This is a genomic window from Streptomyces sp. Ac-502, from assembly GCF_045222935.1.
In the GTDB taxonomy this organism is placed as follows: domain Bacteria; phylum Actinomycetota; class Actinomycetes; order Streptomycetales; family Streptomycetaceae; genus Streptomyces; species Streptomyces monomycini.
Window position 1 is genome coordinate 5,579,808 of the sequence record NZ_JBHFFO010000001.1, and the last position, 17,842, is coordinate 5,597,649.

The following is a 17,842-nucleotide window of genomic DNA, read 5'->3' on the forward strand; positions in this document are numbered from 1 at the left end:
GCGCCCGGCCCCCGAGTGGCTGCGCCTGAATGGCGGCCGGGGATGCGGCGGTGTCGGATGAGGGGGTTCACACCGGTCGGCGCAGTTGGGACGGATTCGGGGGCCGCCTTCCGACGAGGCCCGACTGCCGCGTCCGGGCGATGTCCACGACGACGGCCGGGCCGGGACCGGCCGCTTCCGCCCCGCTCCAGACGAGGAAAGAAGCCCCATGCGTGTACGTACCGCCACCACCCTCGGCGCACTGACCCTGGCCGTCGCGGCCCCCCTGCTCATCACCGCCCCGGCCACGGCCGACAGCCACGGCGGCTGGATCGGCCGGACGGGCCCGGTGGACGACCTCGGCCGGCCCGGCCACGTCGGTCGGGCCGCAGGCCACGAAGGCCGGGGCACCGGCGCCGTGACCATCGGCAAGTACACCTACGCACCGTCCGTCGCATCGCACAACTGGGGAGGGAACAACTGGAACAGCAAGGTCGTCTTCGGTGACATGAAACTCGACTGAACCGGGCTGGGGCCGGGCCGAGACCCCGGATTGGGGGGGCGGGGCCGGGGCCGGGGTTGGGCCCGAGGTCAGAGCTGGGGCCGGGGCCGGGGCCAGGATTGGGTCCGGGGCCAGAGCTGGGGCCGGGGCTGGGACTGGAACCTGGACGGGGACGGATCCGGGGCGGGGCCGTACAAGGGGCTCGGCGGTCAGTGGGGAGGGGTGCGGCGGGCTGCCAACTCGTCCATGGTGCGGGCGTGCACCTCGCGTCGGGTGGCCGCGGTGACAAAGGCTGCCACGTTCTCCTGGCCGACCAGATCGCGTACGGCGTGGAGGGCCTCGGCGGGGAGCGCGATCATGATCGTGTCGATGTCGATGTCGATGTCGATGTCGGTGTCGGTGTCGGCCTGGGCGCCGGTGTCGACGTGGGCGTCGGCATTGGCCTGGGCGCCGGCGGGGGCGTGGGGTGCCACTGCGGCAGCTGGGGAGGGAGCGGGGCCGGGCGTCGGGCCTTCCGCCGCATTCGGCTCCCGGCTCGCCCGGCCCGGACCTACACCCGAGCCCGTCGCTTCGCGCAACGTCGCGTCCCGCACCGCCGCCTCCCGCACCGCCGCCTCCCGCACCAATGCGTCCCGCACCGCCGCGTCCCGCTCTACCGCGTCACGTCCTACCGTGCCCGGTGGCTCCGCTCCCGGTCCCTGCGTGTCCCGCACCGCCCCCGGATCGCCCTGTGCGCTGTCGACGTTGATGTTGACGGTGCTGGTGTCGCTGAGGTTGCCGATGTCACCGAGGTGGTGATGGATGTAGCGGGTGGCCATGGTGCGCATGGCGCGGGCCAGTTCGGCGTCGACGGTTTGCTGGGCGAGGGGGCGGAGGCGGCGTACGAGGTCGGCGGCCTCGGTGGCTTCGGCGTCGGTGGGCTGGTGGTCGAGGTAGGGGTGGAAGACGTACTCGGTGGTGAAGTCGAGGAAGCGGGCCGCTATGTGCTCGACCTGGCCGCGGAGTTCGCGCAGGTGGCCGGAGATGGCGGTGAGGGGGACGCCGGCGGAGTGCAGCTCGGCGGCGACGGCCAGTTCCTGGGGGCTGGGGACGCGGAAGGTGTCGTCGGTGCCGGGGAGGCGTTCCAGGACGCCCAGTTCGACGGCGTCCGCCAAGGCCTCCTGGTCCGGCGTGCCGCCGAACGCGGCGTCCAGCTCTTCGCGGGTGATGCGGGCCGCCTCCTCGTCGCTCCACGGGCCGTCTATCTCGGCGACCAGGCCGAGTACGCCGCCGAGGCCGCGGCCGGTGTCCCAGGCCTCCAGGAGTTCCTTGATGCTGGCGAGGGTGTAGCCGCGGTCGAGCAGGTCGGCGGTGCGGCGCAGGCGTTCCAGGTGCTCGTCGCCGTAGACGTTGGCCCGGCCGCGGCGTTCCGGCTTGGGCAGCAGGCCGCGGTCCTGGTAGGCGCGGATCGTGCGGACCGAGGTGCCGCTGATGTGGGCCAGGTCCTCGATGCGGTACTCGGCCGGTGGCGGCGACTGGTCGGTCAATGCGGTGCTCCTTACGAGATGGCCGCGCGACCCACCGCGCCCGCCGCGGCGCGGGCGGCCGGGGAGGACGCCAGGTATGCGACGGCCTTGCGCAGCGACCCTTCCTGCGAGGGATGGTACGACCGCTTCAGGTAGCGCGGTACGGCGGCGCCCAGCTCGCGCCAGGTCGGCAGGAGCTGGGCGCGTACGGCCCGGTTGTGGGCGCGCAGGGAGTACCGCAGGCGGCCGGCCAGCCGCGGGTCGTGGCGTATGAGGTAGGCGGCGCCCCAGGCCCACAGGTACAGGAGGACGGGTGCCGTGACGGCCATGCCCAGGACGCGGCGGGCGTACCGGGACAGGCCCTCGCCGCCGGTGTGCTCGTACATGTCGAAGGCCACGGCGCGGTGCTCGACCTCCTCCGCGCCGTGCCAGCGCAGCAGGTCGAGCATGACCGGGTCGGGGCCGGCCCGGTCCAGGCCCTCGGCGTGCAGCACCCAGTTGCCGAGGACAGCGGTGAACTGCTCGATGGCGGCTATGAGGGAGAGGCGGAAGCGCAGCCACTCCTGGGTGGGTATCGGGGCGGCGAAGGGGGCCGTTCGCCGAGGAGGTGTTCGAAGAGAAAGTCGACGTGCTGCGTGTAGGGGGCGGTGTCCAGGCCTTGGTGGGCGAGGTGTTCCAGGACGTGGGCGTGCTGGACGCTGTGGGTGGCCTCCTGGCCCATGAAGCCTTTGACGTCCTTGAGGAGAGCGGGGTCGCGGACCAGTGGCAGGGCTTCCTTGAAGACCTTGACGAACCAGCGCTCCCCCGCGGGCAGCAGCAGGTGCAGCACGTTGATGACGTGGGTGGCGGTGGGTTCGTCCGGTATCCAGTGCAGCGGAGTCTCGTGCCAGTCGAACGAGACCCGGCGGGGGGCGATCGTGTGGTGCTCCTCCGGTTCGGTGGGGTTCGTGCTCACGCTGTACTCCTGACGTAAGACGTGAGGGAGGGAGAGGGGAGGAGGGGGAGGACGGCTCACACGGGCGGGTCGAGGCGGGCCAGCGCGCGCAGTGCGCGTGGGGCGAAGCGGGACAACAGGTGGGCGCCGCGCGCCTCGGGCGTGACGGGGACCACCGCTTCATTGCGGACGACCGCGCGCAGGATCGCGTCGGCGACCTTCTCCGGCGGGTAGTTCCGCAGCCCGTACGCGCGGGCCACCTTGGCCTGGCGGCGTTTCTCCTCGTCCGCCGAGAGGCCCGTGAAGCGGGCCGTCGTGGTGATGTTCGTGTTCACTATGCCGGGGCAGATGGCCGTGACGCCGATGCCCTGGCCTGCCAGTTCGGCGCGCAGGCTCTCGCTGAGCATGAGCACCGCCGCCTTCGACGCGCCGTAGGCGGACAGGATCTTGGACGGCTGGAAGGCCGCTGCCGAGGCGGTGTTGACGATGTGGCCGCCCTGGCCGCGCTCGGCCATCTGCCGGCCGAAGAGGCGGCAGCCGTGGATGACGCCCCAGAGGTTGACGTCCAGGACCTTCTTCCAGTCCTCGGTGGTCGTGCTGAGGAAGGAGCCGGACAGGCCGATGCCGGCGTTGTTGACCAGGACGTCGACAGTGCCGTACTCGGCGGCGACCTTGTCGGCCAGCTTCTCCATGGCGGCCTCGTCCGAGACGTCCACCGTCTCGGCCCAGGCCTGTGGGGCGCCCACCAGCCGGGCCAGGTCGGCCGTACGGGCCACCCCTCGGCGTCCCGGTCGACGGCGACGACGCGCGCGCCCGCCTCGGCGAAGGCGAACGCGGTGGCCCGCCCGATGCCGCTGGCGGCGCCGGTGACGAGCACCAGCTGGCCGCCGAACCGGTCGGCGTGCGGGCCGGTGGCGACGATCTTCCTGGCCGGGTCGCCCTCCTCCTTGGACGTCACGAATGCGCTGATCCAGGACACCAGTTGATCAGGCCGGGTGCGCGGCACCCAGTGCTTGGCCGGGAGGGTGCGCCGCACCAGTTGCGGTACCCAGTGGTCGAGGTCGTCGTAGAGCCGCTGGGACAGGAAGGCGTCGCCGGTGGGCGTGATGAGCTGCACCGGACAGTGGGCGTAGGCGTCGGCGCGCGGGCGGCGCAGCCGGGCGCGGACGTTGTCGCGGTAGAGCCATGCGCCGTGGGCGGCGTCCGTGGGCAGGGACGCCGTCGGGTAGTCGCCCGCGGGCACCTTCTCCACCCGCTGGAGGATCTTCGGCCAGCGCTTGCCGAGCGGCCCCTTCCAGGCCAGCTCGGGCAGGACGGGGGTGTGCAGCATGTAGACGTACCAGGATTTGGCGCCCTGGTTGAGCAGTTGTGCGGCGCGGCGCGGGGTGGGGCGGGAGGCGCGCTTCTTGATCCAGTGGCCGAAGTGGTCCAGTGACGGACCGGACATCGAGGTGAAGGAGGCGATCCGGCCTTCCGTGTGCCGGGCCGTCGCGAACTCCCAGGCCTGCACCGAGCCCCAGTCGTGGCCGACCACGTGGACCGGCCGGTCCGGGCTCACCGCGTCCACGACGGCGAGGAAGTCGTCGGTCAGCTTCTCCAGCGTGAAGCCGCCGCGCAGCGGTTCGGGCGCGGTGGACCGGCCGCAGCCCCGGACGTCGTACAGCACCACGTGGAAGCGGCCGGCCAAGCCGCGGGCCACCTCCGACCACACCTCCTTGCTGTCCGGGTAGCCGTGCACCAGCACGACCGTGGGGCGCGAGGTGTCGCCCAGTTCGGCGACGCACAGCTCCACCCCGCCCGTACGGACCCAGCGCTCCCGGGCTCCGTCCAGCCCGGCTCCAGCACCAGCCACGACGGCCCCACCTCCGGCTCCCGCGCCGGCCCCGGCTCCCGCTCCGGCTTCCGCTCCCGCTCCGGTCCCTGTCGTCCTGCTCATGCGGCCTTCTCCTCCTGCCAGCGCCGCACGTGCGGCAGATCGTCGTCCAGCCAAAAGGCGCTCTCCCGCGGGTCGGCGGAGTCCGTCACGACGAGGATCTCCTCGAACTTCGCGCCCGTGCCCCGGAAGCCGAGGTGCGGTTCGACCGCCCACAGCCCCGGCCGCGGCGGGTGGTCGGAGAACTTGTACGGGCTCCACAGCGGTGACCAGCCGTCCCGGTGACCGTGCAGCGCGTCGGAGGCCAGGCCCTTGAGCGCCTGTGTGCCGAACCCGAAGACCGTGGGCGACCAGCGGCGCTCCTTCACCCGGTCGATCTTGTGGGCGATCACGCCGAAGGGATAGGCGCGATGCCGGTTCGCGTGGCCCTGGCGGATCATGAGCCGCTCGACGTCCTCGTAGATCTCGCGCAGCGGGCGGCGTTCGCGCACCTCGCGCAGGATCAGGTCGCGGTGCGCTTCGAGGTCGGCCAGCAGCCGGTCGTGCACCGGGTTCAGCCCGAGGCAGCCGGAGTAGCCGATGTCGGCCGTGCAGCCCTGGTGGACCGGCGCCATGTCGAGGATGAAGGCCATCCCGGGCTCCAGACGCCGGTCGGTGGGGAAGAACTGCAGCGGTATACGGAAGTTCGTGAAGGCCGTACGGTCGCCGAACCAGGCGAAGGGGAGGTGGAACCAGTCCCGTACGCCCCGCTCGTGCAGCCACTCGCGCTGCATCCGTGCCGCTTCCCGCTCCGTCACCCCCGGCCTGAGCTGGGCGGCGACCGCCTCGGCGCAGTCGTACGCAAGGCGCTGCACCTCTCTGAACCCCCGCAGGTCCGCCGGGAGTTCACGCGCCCCGCCGCCCCTCCGGGCCGCTGCGGCCCCTGTCGCTGAGGTCATCGCCAACCGTCCGTCCCGTATGCCGTTCATCGCGGTACGTGCCCGTAACTTGACACTGATGAATGTGACAATGCTCGGCGGCGACGTCAAGGGGTCGGCACGGGCCTGTGGAAAACTCGCCGGAGCCCCCGGAGCCCCCGGAGCCCCCGGAGCCCCCGGAGCCCCCGGAGCCCCCGGAGCCCCCGGAGCCCCCGGAGCGCCCGCAGCCCACGAGCCGGCACGTCGCTCGTCCGCGGCCGCCCCGCCTCCCCCTCCCCCTCCGGCCGCTCCCCCCGCCCCACCCCCCACCCCCGACACCCATGGGCCGAAAGCCGGACCTCCCCTACGGGCCCCTCCATCTGTGGTCGGACGCCGATCCAGCCGCCAGGTCTGACGACCGGTGTGGTGAGCACCACTACCGTCGTTGACGTGACTGTGATCGTGACCGAAAGCCTGAGCAAGCGGTACCCGAGGGTGACCGCGCTGGACCGGCTCACCGTTGACATCGGCCCGGGCGTGACCGGCCTGGTGGGTGCGAACGGCGCCGGCAAGTCCACCCTGATCAAGCTGCTGCTGGGCCTCGCCCCGGCCAGTGAGGGGTCTGCGACCGTCCTCGGCCTCGACGTGGCCAGGGAGGGCGGCGCCATCCGGGAGCGCGTCGGCTACATGCCGGAGCACGACTGTCTGCCGCCCGACGTCTCGGCCACCGAGTTCGTCGTCCACATGGCGCGCATGTCGGGCCTGCCGCCGACCGCGGCCCGTGAGCGCACCGCCGACACGCTGCGGCACGTCGGCCTCTACGAGGAGCGCTACCGCCCCATCGGCGGCTATTCGACGGGTATGAAGCAGCGCGTCAAGCTGGCCCAGGCGCTGGTCCACGACCCGCAGCTGGTCTTCCTGGACGAGCCGACCAACGGCCTGGACCCGGTCGGCCGCGACGAGATGCTCGGACTGATCCGCCGCGTGCACACCGAATTCGGCATATCGGTCCTGGTCACCTCGCACCTGCTCGGCGAGCTGGAGCGTACCTGCGACCACGTCGTCGTCATCGACGGCGGCAAGCTGCTGCGTTCCTCCTCGACCGACGACTTCACCCAGCTCACCGCCTCCCTCGCGGTCGAGGTCACGGACACCGACGAGCACCCGGACGGCACGGCGTCGCTGCGCGCGGCCCTGGCCCGTACCGGTGTCGCGGTGACCACCGCGGCACCCGGCTCGGAGAGCGGCGCGTCCGCCTCCCACGTGCTGTACGTGGAGGCCACCGGCGAAGAAACGTACGACCTGGTGCGCGACACCGTCGCCGGCCTCGGCCTCGGCCTGGTCCGGATGGAGCAGCGCAGGCACCGCATCTCCGAGGTCTTCCAGAGCGACGGCACGGCGACCGCGGACGCCCCGGAAGCCCCGGGCCGGCAGCCGGCCGCGCCCCGCCCCACCGCCCCCGCGACCACCGCTTCCGCGACGACCGCCCACCGAGCCACCAAGGACGGAGGCGCCCCCGATGCCGCCTGAGACCAGGAACCCCGCCACCGCCGGAGCGGCGCAGGACGTCATCCACGACATCGGCTACCGCCATTTCGACGGCCCCCGCCTGGGCCGCGCCTACGCCCGCCGCTCGCTGTTCTCGCAGAGCCTGCGCGGCGCCTACGGGCTCGGCCGCTCGGCGAAGTCCAAGGTCCTGCCGATGCTGCTGTTCGCCGTCATGTGCCTGCCGGCGGGCATCATGGTGGCGGTCGCGGTGTTCACGAAGATGAACGACCTGCCGGTGGCGTACACCCGGTACGCGATCTTCCTCCAGGCCGTCATCGGCCTCTACCTGGCCGCCCAGGCGCCGCAGTCCGTCTCCCGTGACCTGCGCTTCAAGACCGTGCCGCTGTACTTCTCGCGCCCGATCGAGCGCGTCGACTACGTGGTGGCGAAGTTCGCGGCGATGGCCAGTGCGCTGTTCATCCTGACCGCCGCGCCGCTGCTGATCCTCTACATCGGCGCGCTGCTGGCCAAGATGGACTTCGTCGACCAGACCAAGGGGATGGCCCAGGGCCTGGTCTCGGTGGCGCTGCTCTCCCTCCTCTTCGCGGGCGTCGGCCTGCTGATCTCCGCACTGACCCCGCGCCGCGGCTTCGGCGTGGCGGCCGTCATCGCCGCGCTGACGATCCCCTACGCCGCGGTGAGCGCCGTCCAGGGCATCGCCGCCGTACAGGGGCAGGAAGGGGTCGTGGGCTGGCTCGCCCTGTTCTCGCCCGTCACCCTGATCGACAGCGTGCAGGCGACGTTCCTCGGCGGCACCGCGTCGTTCCCCGACGAGGTCCAGCCGTCCACCGCCGCCGGGCTGGTGGCCCTCCTGGTCACGCTGGTCGCCGTCGCGGGCTCGTACGTCCTGCTGATGCGCCGCTACCGGAAGGCCGGCCTGTGACCGCCCGCCCCGCGCCCCCGAAGGCGCACCCGACGACGCCCGCCATCAGCTCCCGGAGGAACGGGCCGCGCCCATGACGACCATCCAGATCGACCACGTCTCCCGCTGGTTCGGCAACGTCGTTGCCGTCAACGACATCACCATGACCATCGGACCCGGTGTCACCGGCCTCCTCGGCCCCAATGGCGCGGGCAAGTCCACCCTGATCAACATGATGGGCGGCTTCCTCGCCCCGTCCGGCGGGACCGTCACCCTCGACGGCCGTGCCATCTGGCGCAACGAACGCATATACCGCGACATCGGCATCGTGCCCGAGCGCGAGGCGATGTACGACTTCCTCACCGGCCGCGAGTTCGTCGTCGCCAACGCCGAACTGCACGGCCTGGGACGGGACGCCGCGCGGCGCGCGCTGGCCACCGTCGAGATGGAGTACGCGCAGGACCGCAAGATCTCCACGTACAGCAAGGGCATGCGCCAGCGCGTGAAGATGGCGTCGGCGCTGGTCCACGACCCGTCCGTGCTGCTGCTGGACGAGCCGTTCAACGGCATGGACCCGCGTCAGCGGATGCAGCTGATGGAGTTGCTGCGGCGGATGGGCGACGAGGGCCGTACGGTGCTGTTCTCCTCCCACATCCTCGAAGAGGTCGAGCAACTGGCCTCGCACATCGAGGTGGTGGTGGCCGGGCGGCACGCCGCGTCCGGTGACTTCCGCAAGATCCGCCGCCTGATGACGGACCGGCCGCACCGCTACCTCATCCGCTCCGACGACGACCGCGCGCTGGCCGCCGCCCTGATCGCCGACCCGTCCACGGCCGGTATCGAGGTGGACCTCCAGGAGAGCGCGTTGCGCGTCCAGGCCGTCGACTTCCCCCGCTTCACCGCCTTGCTGCCGCGTGTCGCCCGCGACCACGGCATCCGCCTCCTGACGGTCTCGCCTTCCGACGAGTCCCTGGAATCGGTCTTCTCCTACCTCGTCGCGGCCTGAAAGGAGCCTGAAAGCGATGTCAGCGACCTCATCGGTCCGGCCGGACCCGTCCCCGGCGCCCGCCGCGGGCCCTTCGACGGCCCCGGCGTTCTTCCATCCCACCGTCGCCCGGCTCACCTGCCGGGCCCTCCTGGGGCGGCGCCGCGCGCTGATCCTCTTCGCGCTGCCCGCCCTCCTGATCGTCATCTCCGTCGCCGTACGGGCGCTCGCCGGCGCCGACGACTCCACCGCCAACGGTGTCCTGGGCACCTTCGCGCTCGCCACGATGGTGCCGCTGATCGGCGTCATCGCCGGTACGGGCGCGATCGGCCCCGAGATCGACGACGGCTCGGTCGTCTACCTGCTGGCCAAGCCGCTGCGCCGGTCCTCGATCATCTTCACCAAGCTGGTCGTGGCGATCGGCGTGACGGCCGCCTTCTCCGCGATCCCAGTGCTGATCGCCGGGTTCGTCCTCAACGGCAACAGCCAGCAGATCGCCGTCGCGTACGCCGTCGCCGCGGCCGTGGCCTCCGTCGCGTACAGCGCCCTGTTCCTGTTCTTCGGCACGATCAGCCGGCACGCGGTCGTCTTCGGCCTGGTCTACGCCCTGGTGTGGGAGACGCTGTTCGGCAACCTGGTCCCGGGCGCGCGGACGCTGAGCGTCCAGCAGTGGGCCCTCGCGGTGGGCCAGAAGATCGGCGCGGAGGGCGCGATCACGTCCGAGGTGGGACTGCCGCTGGCGGTCGTCCTCCTGGTGGCCGTGACGGGACTCGCCACCTGGTACGCGGCACGCAAGCTGCGCTCGCTGACGTTGGCGGGGGAGGAGTAAGGAGAGGCGTGAGGGGAGGCCCGGCCGCTGCCGTCCTACGGCGCGGCCGGGCTCCCCGCATGCACGCACACGCGAGCGCGTGTCAAGTGCGGCCTACACCGCGCAGAACTCGTTCCCCTCCGGATCCCGCATGAGCCACCAGTGCCCCTCGATCCCCCGGTCGACCTCTCGGACGCGGGTCGCCCCCAGCTTCTCCAGTCGGGCCACCAGCGCGTCGAGACCGCCGGGCTCGCTGTGGACGTCGATGTGCAGACGGTTCTTGCCCGTCTTGCCCTCGGGTACGTCCTGAAAGAGCACTCGCCGACCGCGGCCGACACCGCTGGCCGCGTCGAACGGGTCCTCCGGGTGGCGGACCGCGGCGTAACCCCGGAAGGTCTTACGGCCCCGGTGCTCGGCGACCGCCTCGTCGCCTATGTGCCCGGCGGCCAGCAACTGCTCGACGAGCGCGCTGGGGTCCTCCACCTCGTACTCCAGCGCCGCGGCCCAGAAGTCCGCGAGGGCGGGGGCGTTACTGCTGTCGATGACCAACTTCCACGTCACTGCCATGGGGGTAGTTATACCTACTGCCACTGACAACGGGGCCGTATCGGGGGCGGGGGCTGGTCGGTCGAGGGTGCCAGTGCCATCGCCGTGGCCGCACGCCGAATACATGTGGTCTCTGGCCAGTTGACTCAGTCGGCGACGAAGTAGCCTCTACCGCTCACTACGTACACGAGCCCCTCGGTGCGAAGGCCGGCCACGGCTCGGGTTGCTGTCGACTGGAGACGTCGAACTCAACGGCGAGCGCCACCGTGCCCGGCAAGCGTTCCCCGGCGCGATAGGTGCCGTCCTGAATGCGCCGCCGGATCTCCGCTGCGACTTGTGGCCAATGCGGTAGGGCTCTGTCGATCTCCACCTGGTCAGCGTGCGACGGATTCACTCAGTTTGGTACCGAGGTACCGACATGGTCAGGTGGTCTGGCTGTCCGGTGTCCACCGGAAACGAATGCGCCCCAGGGTGACCGGGCGAGGGTCGACTCCTGGCACTCGTGCGCACGATGCTGGACGGTCCCCAGCTCACCGCCGAGGAGGGCTGGTTCATGTTGCGCCGGACAGCTGAATGCCTGACGGACGCGCTGAACGTCGCTGAGCTACGAGGTGAGCGGTTGGCCGCAGCAGACGAACAGTGGCCTCAGTCAGGTAGCCCCATATGCCGGGACGCCGCAGAACGCGGCGAGCGCTGCCGGGGATCACAGGATCTCCGGCAGCGCTCGCGAGGGGAGGAACAGGGACCCGTTACGCCCCCGCCCCGATCCGCCGATCCCGCCCCGCGCCCAGGCCCAGCAGGACCAGGCCCGCGCAGACGGCCAGCAGCAGCACGATCGGCACCGTCCAGCCGTGTGTCGCCTGGTGTACCGCGCCGAGCACCAGCGGGCCGGCGGCGGCGAGGAGGTAGCCCCAGGTCTGGGCCATGCCCGAGAGGCGGGCGGCGGTGTGGGCGTCTCCGGAGCGCAGCACCATCATCGTCAGGGCCAGGCCGAGCGCGCCGCCCTGCCCGATGCCCAGGAGTACGGCCCAGATCCAGGCGCCCGCCACCGGGGCCACCAGGAGGCCGACGATGCCGCAGGCCATCAGGGCGGTGACGGCGACGGCCAGCAGCCGCTGCCGCCGCATCCGGCCGGCGAGCATCGGCACCACGAAGGAGCCGGCCATCTGCACCAGGGTGCTGAAGGCGAAGACCAGTCCGGCGGTGGCCTTGCTCATGCCGTGGTCGGTGAAGATCGTCGGCATCCAGGCGATCATCACGTACGCGATCAGCGACTGCGAGCCCATGAAGAGCGTGACCTGCCAGGCCAGCGGGGAACGGCTCAGGTTCGGGCCGTCCTCGGTGGCGTGCGCCGGTGTCGCGGCGGCCTGGCCGTGACGCGTACCGCGGCGGGCGATCACCGCCTGCGGGATCCAGACGAGGGCGGCGACCGCGGCCAGCAGCGCCCACGACGCCAGCGAGCCCTGCCAGCCGCCCAGCGCGTTCTCCAGCGGCACGGCGGAGGCGGCCGAGACGGTGGCGCCCAGGATCATGGCCGTGGAGTAGAGGGCGGTCATGCCCGCGGCCTGCTCCGGGAAGTCGCGCTTGATCAGGCCGGGCATCAGGACGTTCAGCAGCGCGATGGACGTACCGACCACCGCGCAGCCCACGAACAGCGCGACGACCGGCGGGGCGATCCGCAGCAGGATGCCGCCGCACAGCAGCACCAGCGCGCCGCACAGCACCGTCTCGGTGCCCCAGCGGCGGGCCAGGCGCGGCGCGGCGATCGAGCCGAGGCCCATGAAGACGAGCGGGATGGTCGTCACGAGGCTGCTCGCGGTCGCGGCCAGGTGGAAGTGGTCGCCGATCTCGCTCACCAGCGGCGAGACGCCGGCCAGCGCGGCGCGCATGTTCAGTGAGGCGAGCACGATGCCGACCAGGACCAGGACCGGGTGCGCGCGCAGCCGGCGGCGGGCCGCGGTGACCGGCGGTGCCGGGGCGAGGTCCTCCTCGGCGTCGATCAGTGGTGCTTCGGGCCGGGTCCCTGACATGGGTGGGTGACGCTCCTTGAGTGAGGGGGTGGGGGAAGGGGGAGTGGGAGTGGGGAGGGGGTGGGGGCGGATGGCTCAGGGCCTTGCCAGGGAGGAGAGGGAACGTTTCTGCAAGGTGATGGCCGTACGTACGTGACGTACGGGGCCGCAGCTCCGTACGGCGAGGCGGGGCAGGGCCGCAGCCCGCCGTATTCCGGGCCCGGCGGAGCCGGGTCCGCTCACCGCTCCGCGAGGAGTTTCTCCACCGCCCGTTTCGGGGGCTCCAGCAGCGCGCGGGCGGCTTTCTCGGCGGCCTCCGGGTCGCCGGAGGCGATCGCGTCCAGGACGGCGCGGTGGTCGCCGTGCACGATCCGCGGCATCAGCTCGTCGCCGAGCGAGGAGACCAGCGCCTCGCGTACGGAGCTGCTGAACCAGGCGTACGTGGCGGTGAGCGCGGTGTTGTGCGCGGCCTCCACGACGGCCCGGTGGAAGGCGACGTCGTGATCGGCGTACAGCTCCAGGTCGCCGCCGAACGGCTGCCCGCTGTCCGCCTCCAGCGCGGCCTGCGCGTCCAGCGCGGCCCGCATCCGCTCCAGGTCGTCCGGCCGGTGCCGCTGCGCCGCCAGCCGGGCGGCCTCCGCCTCCAGGGCGATCCGCAGCTCCAGTACGTCCCGGACCCCGGCGCGCTGGACGCCGCGCATGATGTCGCCCGGGTCGGCCTGGGAGACGACGAAGGTGCCCTCGCCCTGCCGGGAGCGCAGCATGCCGGCGTGCACGAGGACGCGTACGGCCTCGCGGACGGTGTTGCGGCCGACCTGGAGCTGCTCGGCCAGCGCGTGTTCGGTGGGGATGCGCTCGCCGACCGGCCAGGTGCCGGCGGCCAGCTGGGCGCGCAGGGCGTCGACGACGGTGTCCACGAGGGACTGCCGTCCCGCTGCCTGCAATGCCATGCGCGTCTCCTTGATCCGGTCGCGGGCCCGCCCTGATCGGTCGGGTACGGGCACAGGCGGTCGCCCGGTTGCCCGGTCATCCTACAACTGTTGAGTGCAGTATGCACGGAGTCTCGCTCCGTGCATACCGTGCGTGCTCACCGCGCAGTGCCCACCGGCAGTGCTCACCGCGCCGTGCGTGCCGCGCCGTGCGTGCCGTCACAGCCCGATGTCGCGCTCCTGGATGTCCGCCAGGGACTCGCGCCGTACGAGGACCCGCGCCCGCCCGTCCGCGACGGCGACCACCGGCGGGCGGCCCACGAGGTTGTACCCCGAGGCCATGGACAGGTGGTATGCGCCCGCTACCGGCACGGCGATCAGGTCCCCCGGCCGCACGTCCCCGGGCAGCGGCACACCGGCGGCGAGTACGTCGCCCGCCTCGCAGTGCCGCCCCACCACGCTCACCGGCGTGGGCGCGGCGGACGACCGCCGCCCGACCAGCCGGGGCGCGTACCGCACCCCGTACAGCGCCGGCCGCGGGTTGTCGCTCATCCCGCCGTCGACGGCGACGAAGGTGTGGTCGCCGGTCCGCTTGACCGACAGCACCCGGTAGAGGGCGACGCCCGACGGCCCCGCGATGGCACGGCCCGGCTCGACGGTCAGCCGGGGCACCGGCAGCCCGGCCGCCGCGCAGCCGCCGGCCAGCTCCGCGCGCACCTTCGCGCCGAGCGCCGCGATGTCCATGCTGTCCTCGCCGGGCCGGTAGGCGACGCCGTGGCCGCCCCCGATGTCCAGCTGGGGCAGCGTGACGCCGTGCTGCTCGTGGATACGGGCCAGCAGTCCGACCAGCCGCCGTACGGCCGACAGGTACGGCTTCACGGTGGTGATCTGCGAGCCCAGGTGGCAGTGCAGACCGACCAGCCGGAGCCGCGGCTGGCCCAGGATGCGGGTGATGGCGTGCTGCGCCGAACCGTCGGCCAGCGACAGGCCGAACTTCTGGTCGTCGGTACCCGTACGGATCTTGGCGTGGCCGCCGGCGGCGATGCCCGGAACCACCCGTACGAGGACCTGCTGACGGGTTCCGGCGGGCACCGCGGCGGCGAGCCGGGCGATCTCGGAGGTGCTGTCGATGACGATCCGGCCGACCCCGAGGCGCAGCGCGGTGCGCAGGTCCTCGGGGCTCTTGGCGTTGCCGTGCAGCACGATCCGGCCGGGCGGGAAGCCGGTGGTGACGGCGAGTTCCAGTTCGCCCGCGGAGCAGACGTCCAGGCCCAGGCCCTCCTCCCGCACCCAGTGGGCCATGGCGCGGCACAGGAACGCCTTGGCCGCGTACAGGACGTCGGCGTCGGGGAAGGCCCGCAGGTAGGCGCGGCAGCGGGCGCGGACCTCGGCCTCGTCCAGGACGTACGTGGGGGTGCCGAAGCGCGCGGCGAGTTCGGTGAGGGGGACGCCGCCGACGGTGAGGTCGGCGTCGGGGAGTTCGGCCGTGGAAGCGGGCCATACGCCGAAGTCGGTGGGGGTGGCGGGATCAGTGGGGGTGGCGGGGGCAGCAGGAGCGGCGGGGTCAGCGGGAACCGTGGGGTTGGTGAGAGCTGAGGGGTCGGCGGGGTGAGGGCGAGGCGGGTCGGTCCGCTGTCCTGCGGGGGGCTGCGATGAGGTGGTCGTCACGGTCATGGTGGTCGTACGCCCCTTCTCAGACGGCCCGCAGCAGCGGTGTACGGGTGGTGCCGGGGGCGAGGCGGGGGTCCACGGTCAGGACGGCCGCGCCGAGCGGTTCGGCGAGGGCACGCAGCGCGGGCTCGGCGAGCCGGATCCACGGCTGGTCGCTGCCGAGCGCCGCGGCGAGCCGCTGCACGGAGGTGAAACCGACGGCGGTACGGCCGCCGAGCGGGGTGCGGAACAGGCGGGCCGTACAGCCCGCGGGGCCCGGCCGGACGGGGACGAACAGCAGTCCGGCCGGGACGAGTTCGGCGGGTTCGGGGTCTTCCGCGTACAGGTGTTGCTGGGGCACGGCGTCGCTCCTCGCGCGGCAATGGCCCCGGCCCGGTGGGAAGAGAAGTGCCGGGGCTCCTCCTCGACGCTATGCCCGAACCGGCATGCGCACGGCGGCGTACTGACGCATCATTGACGGCCCGTGGACGCCCCTTGACGGAATGCTGGTGCCCCGGCGCATGCCCCGGTGCACGGAGACGACGTGCGCCCCGGCGCGGGCCCGTGCATACGCCCCGGCACAGGTCCAATCACGGCACGTCGCCGCCCGCCGTCCGAGAGGATCGTCTCGACCGCTGCCCGACGGCGGCCGGCCCGCCCCTCCGCCCCTTGACCTTCACACCGTGGCAAGCCCTGCACTGGGAGAATCATGTTCACCATCGGAGAGTTCGCGGGCCACGGCCGTGTGTCGGCCCGGATGCTGCGCCACTACGACACCATCGGGCTGCTGCGCCCGGCCCGTACGGACCCGGTCACCGGCTACCGCTACTACGAGGCCGGACAGCTCGCCCGCCTCAACCGCATCATCGCCCTCAAGGACCTCGGCTTCAGCCTCCAGCAGGTGACGGCCATCCTGGACGAACAGGTCAGCGCCGCGGAACTGCGCGGCATGCTGCGGCTGCGCCGGGCCGAGCTGGCGGCGGCGGTCACGGCGGCCGGCGCCCGGCTGGCCCGGGTCGAGGCGCGGCTGCGGACGATCGAGGGCGAGGGGCGGATGGCCGCCGACGAGGTGGTGGTCAAGCGGGTCGAAGCGGTACGGGTCGCCCAGCTGACGGGCACCGCGGCGAGCTTCGGGCCGGAGGACATCGGCCCGGTCGTCGGGCCGCTGTACGACGAACTGCTCCGGCGGCTGGCCGCCGCGGGCGTCGAGCCGACGGGCCCGGGCATCGCGCACTACGCGGACGCGCCCGGCGGCGGGGACCGCATCACGGTGCACGCGGCGGTCGTGGTCGCGGCCGCACCGCAGTCGTCCCACGACTTCGCGATCGTGGACCTCCCGCCGCTCGCGCAGGCCGCCACGGTGGTGCACCGCGGGCCCATGGAGCGGGTGCTGCCCACGGCCCAGGTGCTGGCCCGCTGGCTCGACGACAGCCCCTACCGGTCCGCCGGGTATCCACGGGAACTGACGCTGGAGTGTCCGGAGGACCGGGAGGCGTGGGTGACCGAACTGCAGGAGCCGATCACTGTGGAGCGCTGAGTCGGGGAGGGGGCAGCCGGTGAGGTGGTCGGTGAGGTGGTCGGTGAGATGGTTGGTGGAGTGGCCGGTGGGGCGGACGGTACGTCGCTCGGGCCGGTGTCCGGACCGGCCCCTCGCCGGCCCCTCCCGGCCTTTACCTGCCCCCTACGTGCCCCTCGGTTACGCGCCCCTCGGACGCGCCGGCGCACGCAGGGGCGCACGCGGACACATCTGCTTCGGCGTCCGAGAGCCGTCGTGCCCGAAGCCTTGCGCCCGGGTCGGCGCCCGTGCCCGCTGCCGTACCTTCCACCGCTCCTACCGCCGCGCCCGCCCCGAGCGAGCCGTTCACCGTCTCGGCGAACTCCACCGCCACCGGGCTCAGTGCCGCCCACTGCCGTACCGCCCAGCCGGCCGCCAACGGCGGCAGCCCCGGGACCGGGATCAGCCGCAGCGACGGGTGCCCGGCGCCCCGCCAGCCCGGCAGGTCCGGCACCACCGCGTGCCCGACGCCCAGTTCCGCCAGCAGGATCGCGGTGTCCCAGTCGGCCACACTGGTGGAACTGGCGGGCGCGACGGCGGGCCCCTGGCCGGTCTCCGGCCGCGCCAGATGGCCGTCGAGACGCATCCGCGAGACGGAGTTCTCCGGCAGCCGGATGTGCCGGATGCCGGACCGGCCGCCCGTCAGCTCGGCCGGCTCGATGTGGTCGCGTCCGGCGAGCGGGTCGTCGGACCGTACGGCGAGCACCCAGGGCAGCTCCAGCACCGGGTGCTGCTCGATACCGCGTACGGGCGGGCCGATGGTGATCCAGGCCAGTTCGGCGGTGCCGTCGGCCACCGCCTCGAAGCAGCGGCGGCCGGAGTTCTCGGTCTGGAACTCCAGGTCGACGTGCGGGTGGCGGGCCCGGAAGGCGACCACCGCCGCCGACATGAAGTGCCGTACGGTCGTGGCCCCCGTGGTGATCCTCAGTGTGCCGCCGTCGCCGTGACGTAGGTCGGCCAGGCGGCGCAGGGCCAGGTCCAGTTCGGCGAGTGAGCCGGTCGCGGCGCGGCACAGGATGCGGCCCGCCCGGGTGGGGGCCACACCGCGCGGCCGCCGCTCCAACAGGGCGATGCCCGCCTCGCGTTCGAGCCGCTTGACGCGCTGGCTCACCGCCGACTGCGTACAGCCCAGGTCACGGGCGACGGCGCTGAGGCTGCCCGCCTCGCAGACGGCGACGAAGGCGCGAAGATCATCAAGAGTCACCAACCCAAGGTATCGCTGGGGTAATTGGAAGGAAACCCGAGGATTGACTTGGGTGTG

Annotated in this window: 14 protein-coding genes and 3 pseudogenes; 6 read left to right on the forward strand and 11 right to left on the reverse strand. The window is 72.6% G+C overall.

The features are described 5' to 3' along the window. Positions 1-208: 208 nt before the first annotated feature. Positions 209-502 (forward strand): hypothetical protein, encoded by a 294-nt coding sequence (locus ACEXOX_RS25220; protein WP_406523441.1) that lies wholly within the window; start codon positions 209-211, stop codon positions 500-502. A gap of 764 nt (positions 503-1,266) precedes the next feature. Here ACEXOX_RS25220 and ACEXOX_RS25225 read toward each other — a convergent pair. The 4 genes and pseudogenes from ACEXOX_RS25225 to ACEXOX_RS25240 form a co-directional block, all read right to left on the reverse strand. After that, positions 1,267-2,007: pseudogene (locus ACEXOX_RS25225) on the reverse strand (MerR family transcriptional regulator); the annotation flags it as partial. A gap of 11 nt (positions 2,008-2,018) precedes the next feature. Beyond that, positions 2,019-2,941: pseudogene (locus ACEXOX_RS25230) on the reverse strand (metal-dependent hydrolase). 56 nt (positions 2,942-2,997) lie between these two features. Next, positions 2,998-4,856, reverse strand: a pseudogene (locus ACEXOX_RS25235) (SDR family oxidoreductase). Continuing rightward, positions 4,853-5,731 (reverse strand): M24 family metallopeptidase, encoded by an 879-nt coding sequence (locus tag ACEXOX_RS25240; protein ID WP_406523443.1) that lies wholly within the window; start codon positions 5,729-5,731, stop codon positions 4,853-4,855. The pseudogene ACEXOX_RS25235 and the gene ACEXOX_RS25240 overlap by 4 nt, the downstream one beginning before the upstream one ends. Before the next feature lie 408 nt (positions 5,732-6,139). Here ACEXOX_RS25240 and ACEXOX_RS25245 point away from each other — a divergent pair, with 408 nt between their 5' ends. From ACEXOX_RS25245 to ACEXOX_RS25260, 4 genes are all read left to right on the forward strand, one after another. Then, positions 6,140-7,219 carry an ABC transporter ATP-binding protein gene (locus tag ACEXOX_RS25245; RefSeq protein WP_406523445.1) on the forward strand — a complete coding sequence of 360 codons (1,080 nt, stop codon included), beginning with the start codon at positions 6,140-6,142 and terminating at the stop codon, positions 7,217-7,219. Then, a complete protein-coding gene (locus ACEXOX_RS25250; RefSeq protein ID WP_406523447.1) occupies positions 7,209-8,120 on the forward strand; it encodes an ABC transporter permease in 912 nt (303 codons plus the stop codon). Before ACEXOX_RS25245 ends, ACEXOX_RS25250 begins: the two co-directional genes overlap by 11 nt. Before the next feature lie 73 nt (positions 8,121-8,193). Next, complete coding sequence (locus ACEXOX_RS25255) at positions 8,194-9,105, forward strand: ABC transporter ATP-binding protein (RefSeq protein WP_406523449.1); 912 nt, start codon at positions 8,194-8,196, stop codon at positions 9,103-9,105. Positions 9,106-9,121: 16 nt separating this feature from the next. After that, positions 9,122-9,913, forward strand: coding sequence for an ABC transporter permease (locus ACEXOX_RS25260; protein ID WP_406523451.1), 792 nt, complete (start codon positions 9,122-9,124; stop codon positions 9,911-9,913). 93 nt (positions 9,914-10,006) lie between these two features. Here ACEXOX_RS25260 and ACEXOX_RS25265 read toward each other — a convergent pair whose 3' ends face one another. The 6 genes from ACEXOX_RS25265 to ACEXOX_RS25290 all read right to left on the reverse strand — a co-directional run bounded on the left by ACEXOX_RS25265 (position 10,007) and on the right by ACEXOX_RS25290 (position 15,387). Then, positions 10,007-10,459, reverse strand: coding sequence for a VOC family protein (locus ACEXOX_RS25265; protein WP_406523453.1), 453 nt, complete (start codon positions 10,457-10,459; stop codon positions 10,007-10,009). Positions 10,460-10,616: 157 nt separating this feature from the next. Then, the gene (locus ACEXOX_RS25270) at positions 10,617-10,832 is read right to left on the reverse strand and encodes a GntR family transcriptional regulator (RefSeq protein WP_406523455.1); all 216 of its coding nucleotides are present in this window, start codon (positions 10,830-10,832) and stop codon (positions 10,617-10,619) included. A 355-nt stretch (positions 10,833-11,187) separates the two neighbouring features. Then, a complete protein-coding gene (locus ACEXOX_RS25275) occupies positions 11,188-12,468 on the reverse strand; it encodes a CynX/NimT family MFS transporter (RefSeq protein ID WP_406523457.1) in 1,281 nt (426 codons plus the stop codon). Between the two features lie 218 nt (positions 12,469-12,686). Continuing rightward, positions 12,687-13,397, reverse strand: a complete 711-nt coding sequence (locus tag ACEXOX_RS25280; RefSeq protein ID WP_030022880.1) for a FadR/GntR family transcriptional regulator — start codon at positions 13,395-13,397, stop codon at positions 12,687-12,689. 198 nt (positions 13,398-13,595) lie between these two features. Next, entirely contained in the window at positions 13,596-15,050 is a 1,455-nt protein-coding gene (lysA, locus tag ACEXOX_RS25285; RefSeq protein ID WP_406523459.1) for a diaminopimelate decarboxylase, read from the reverse strand. 19 nt (positions 15,051-15,069) lie between these two features. Further along, on the reverse strand, positions 15,070-15,387 hold the full coding sequence (locus ACEXOX_RS25290) for an SAV_915 family protein (RefSeq protein WP_406523461.1): 318 nt from the start codon (positions 15,385-15,387) through the stop codon (positions 15,070-15,072). Between the two features lie 348 nt (positions 15,388-15,735). Between ACEXOX_RS25290 and ACEXOX_RS25295 the strand changes: the two genes are divergently transcribed. After that, entirely contained in the window at positions 15,736-16,563 is an 828-nt protein-coding gene (locus tag ACEXOX_RS25295; protein ID WP_406523463.1) for a MerR family transcriptional regulator, read from the forward strand. A gap of 133 nt (positions 16,564-16,696) precedes the next feature. Here the strand turns inward: ACEXOX_RS25295 and ACEXOX_RS25300 are convergent, their stop codons facing one another. Further along, positions 16,697-17,785: a LysR family transcriptional regulator gene (locus ACEXOX_RS25300; protein ID WP_406523465.1), complete on the reverse strand. Its 1,089-nt coding sequence runs from the start codon at positions 17,783-17,785 to the stop codon at positions 16,697-16,699. Between the last annotated feature and the right edge of the window lie 57 nt (positions 17,786-17,842).

What these genes read in the sequence shown, in the direction of transcription:
- ACEXOX_RS25220 (WP_406523441.1), top strand. Translation starts at nt 209, where the DNA reads ATGCGTGTACGTACCGCCACCACCCTCGGCGCACTGACCCTGGCCGTC.
- ACEXOX_RS25240 (WP_406523443.1), bottom strand. Translation starts at nt 5,731, where the DNA reads ATGACCTCAGCGACAGGGGCCGCAGCGGCCCGGAGGGGCGGCGGGGCG.
- ACEXOX_RS25250 (WP_406523447.1), top strand. Translation starts at nt 7,209, where the DNA reads ATGCCGCCTGAGACCAGGAACCCCGCCACCGCCGGAGCGGCGCAGGAC.
- ACEXOX_RS25255 (WP_406523449.1), top strand. Translation starts at nt 8,194, where the DNA reads ATGACGACCATCCAGATCGACCACGTCTCCCGCTGGTTCGGCAACGTC.
- ACEXOX_RS25260 (WP_406523451.1), top strand. Translation starts at nt 9,122, where the DNA reads ATGTCAGCGACCTCATCGGTCCGGCCGGACCCGTCCCCGGCGCCCGCC.
- ACEXOX_RS25265 (WP_406523453.1), bottom strand. Translation starts at nt 10,459, where the DNA reads ATGGCAGTGACGTGGAAGTTGGTCATCGACAGCAGTAACGCCCCCGCC.
- ACEXOX_RS25275 (WP_406523457.1), bottom strand. Translation starts at nt 12,468, where the DNA reads ATGTCAGGGACCCGGCCCGAAGCACCACTGATCGACGCCGAGGAGGAC.
- ACEXOX_RS25280 (WP_030022880.1), bottom strand. Translation starts at nt 13,397, where the DNA reads ATGGCATTGCAGGCAGCGGGACGGCAGTCCCTCGTGGACACCGTCGTC.
- lysA (WP_406523459.1), bottom strand. Translation starts at nt 15,050, where the DNA reads ATGACCGTGACGACCACCTCATCGCAGCCCCCCGCAGGACAGCGGACC.
- ACEXOX_RS25295 (WP_406523463.1), top strand. Translation starts at nt 15,736, where the DNA reads ATGTTCACCATCGGAGAGTTCGCGGGCCACGGCCGTGTGTCGGCCCGG.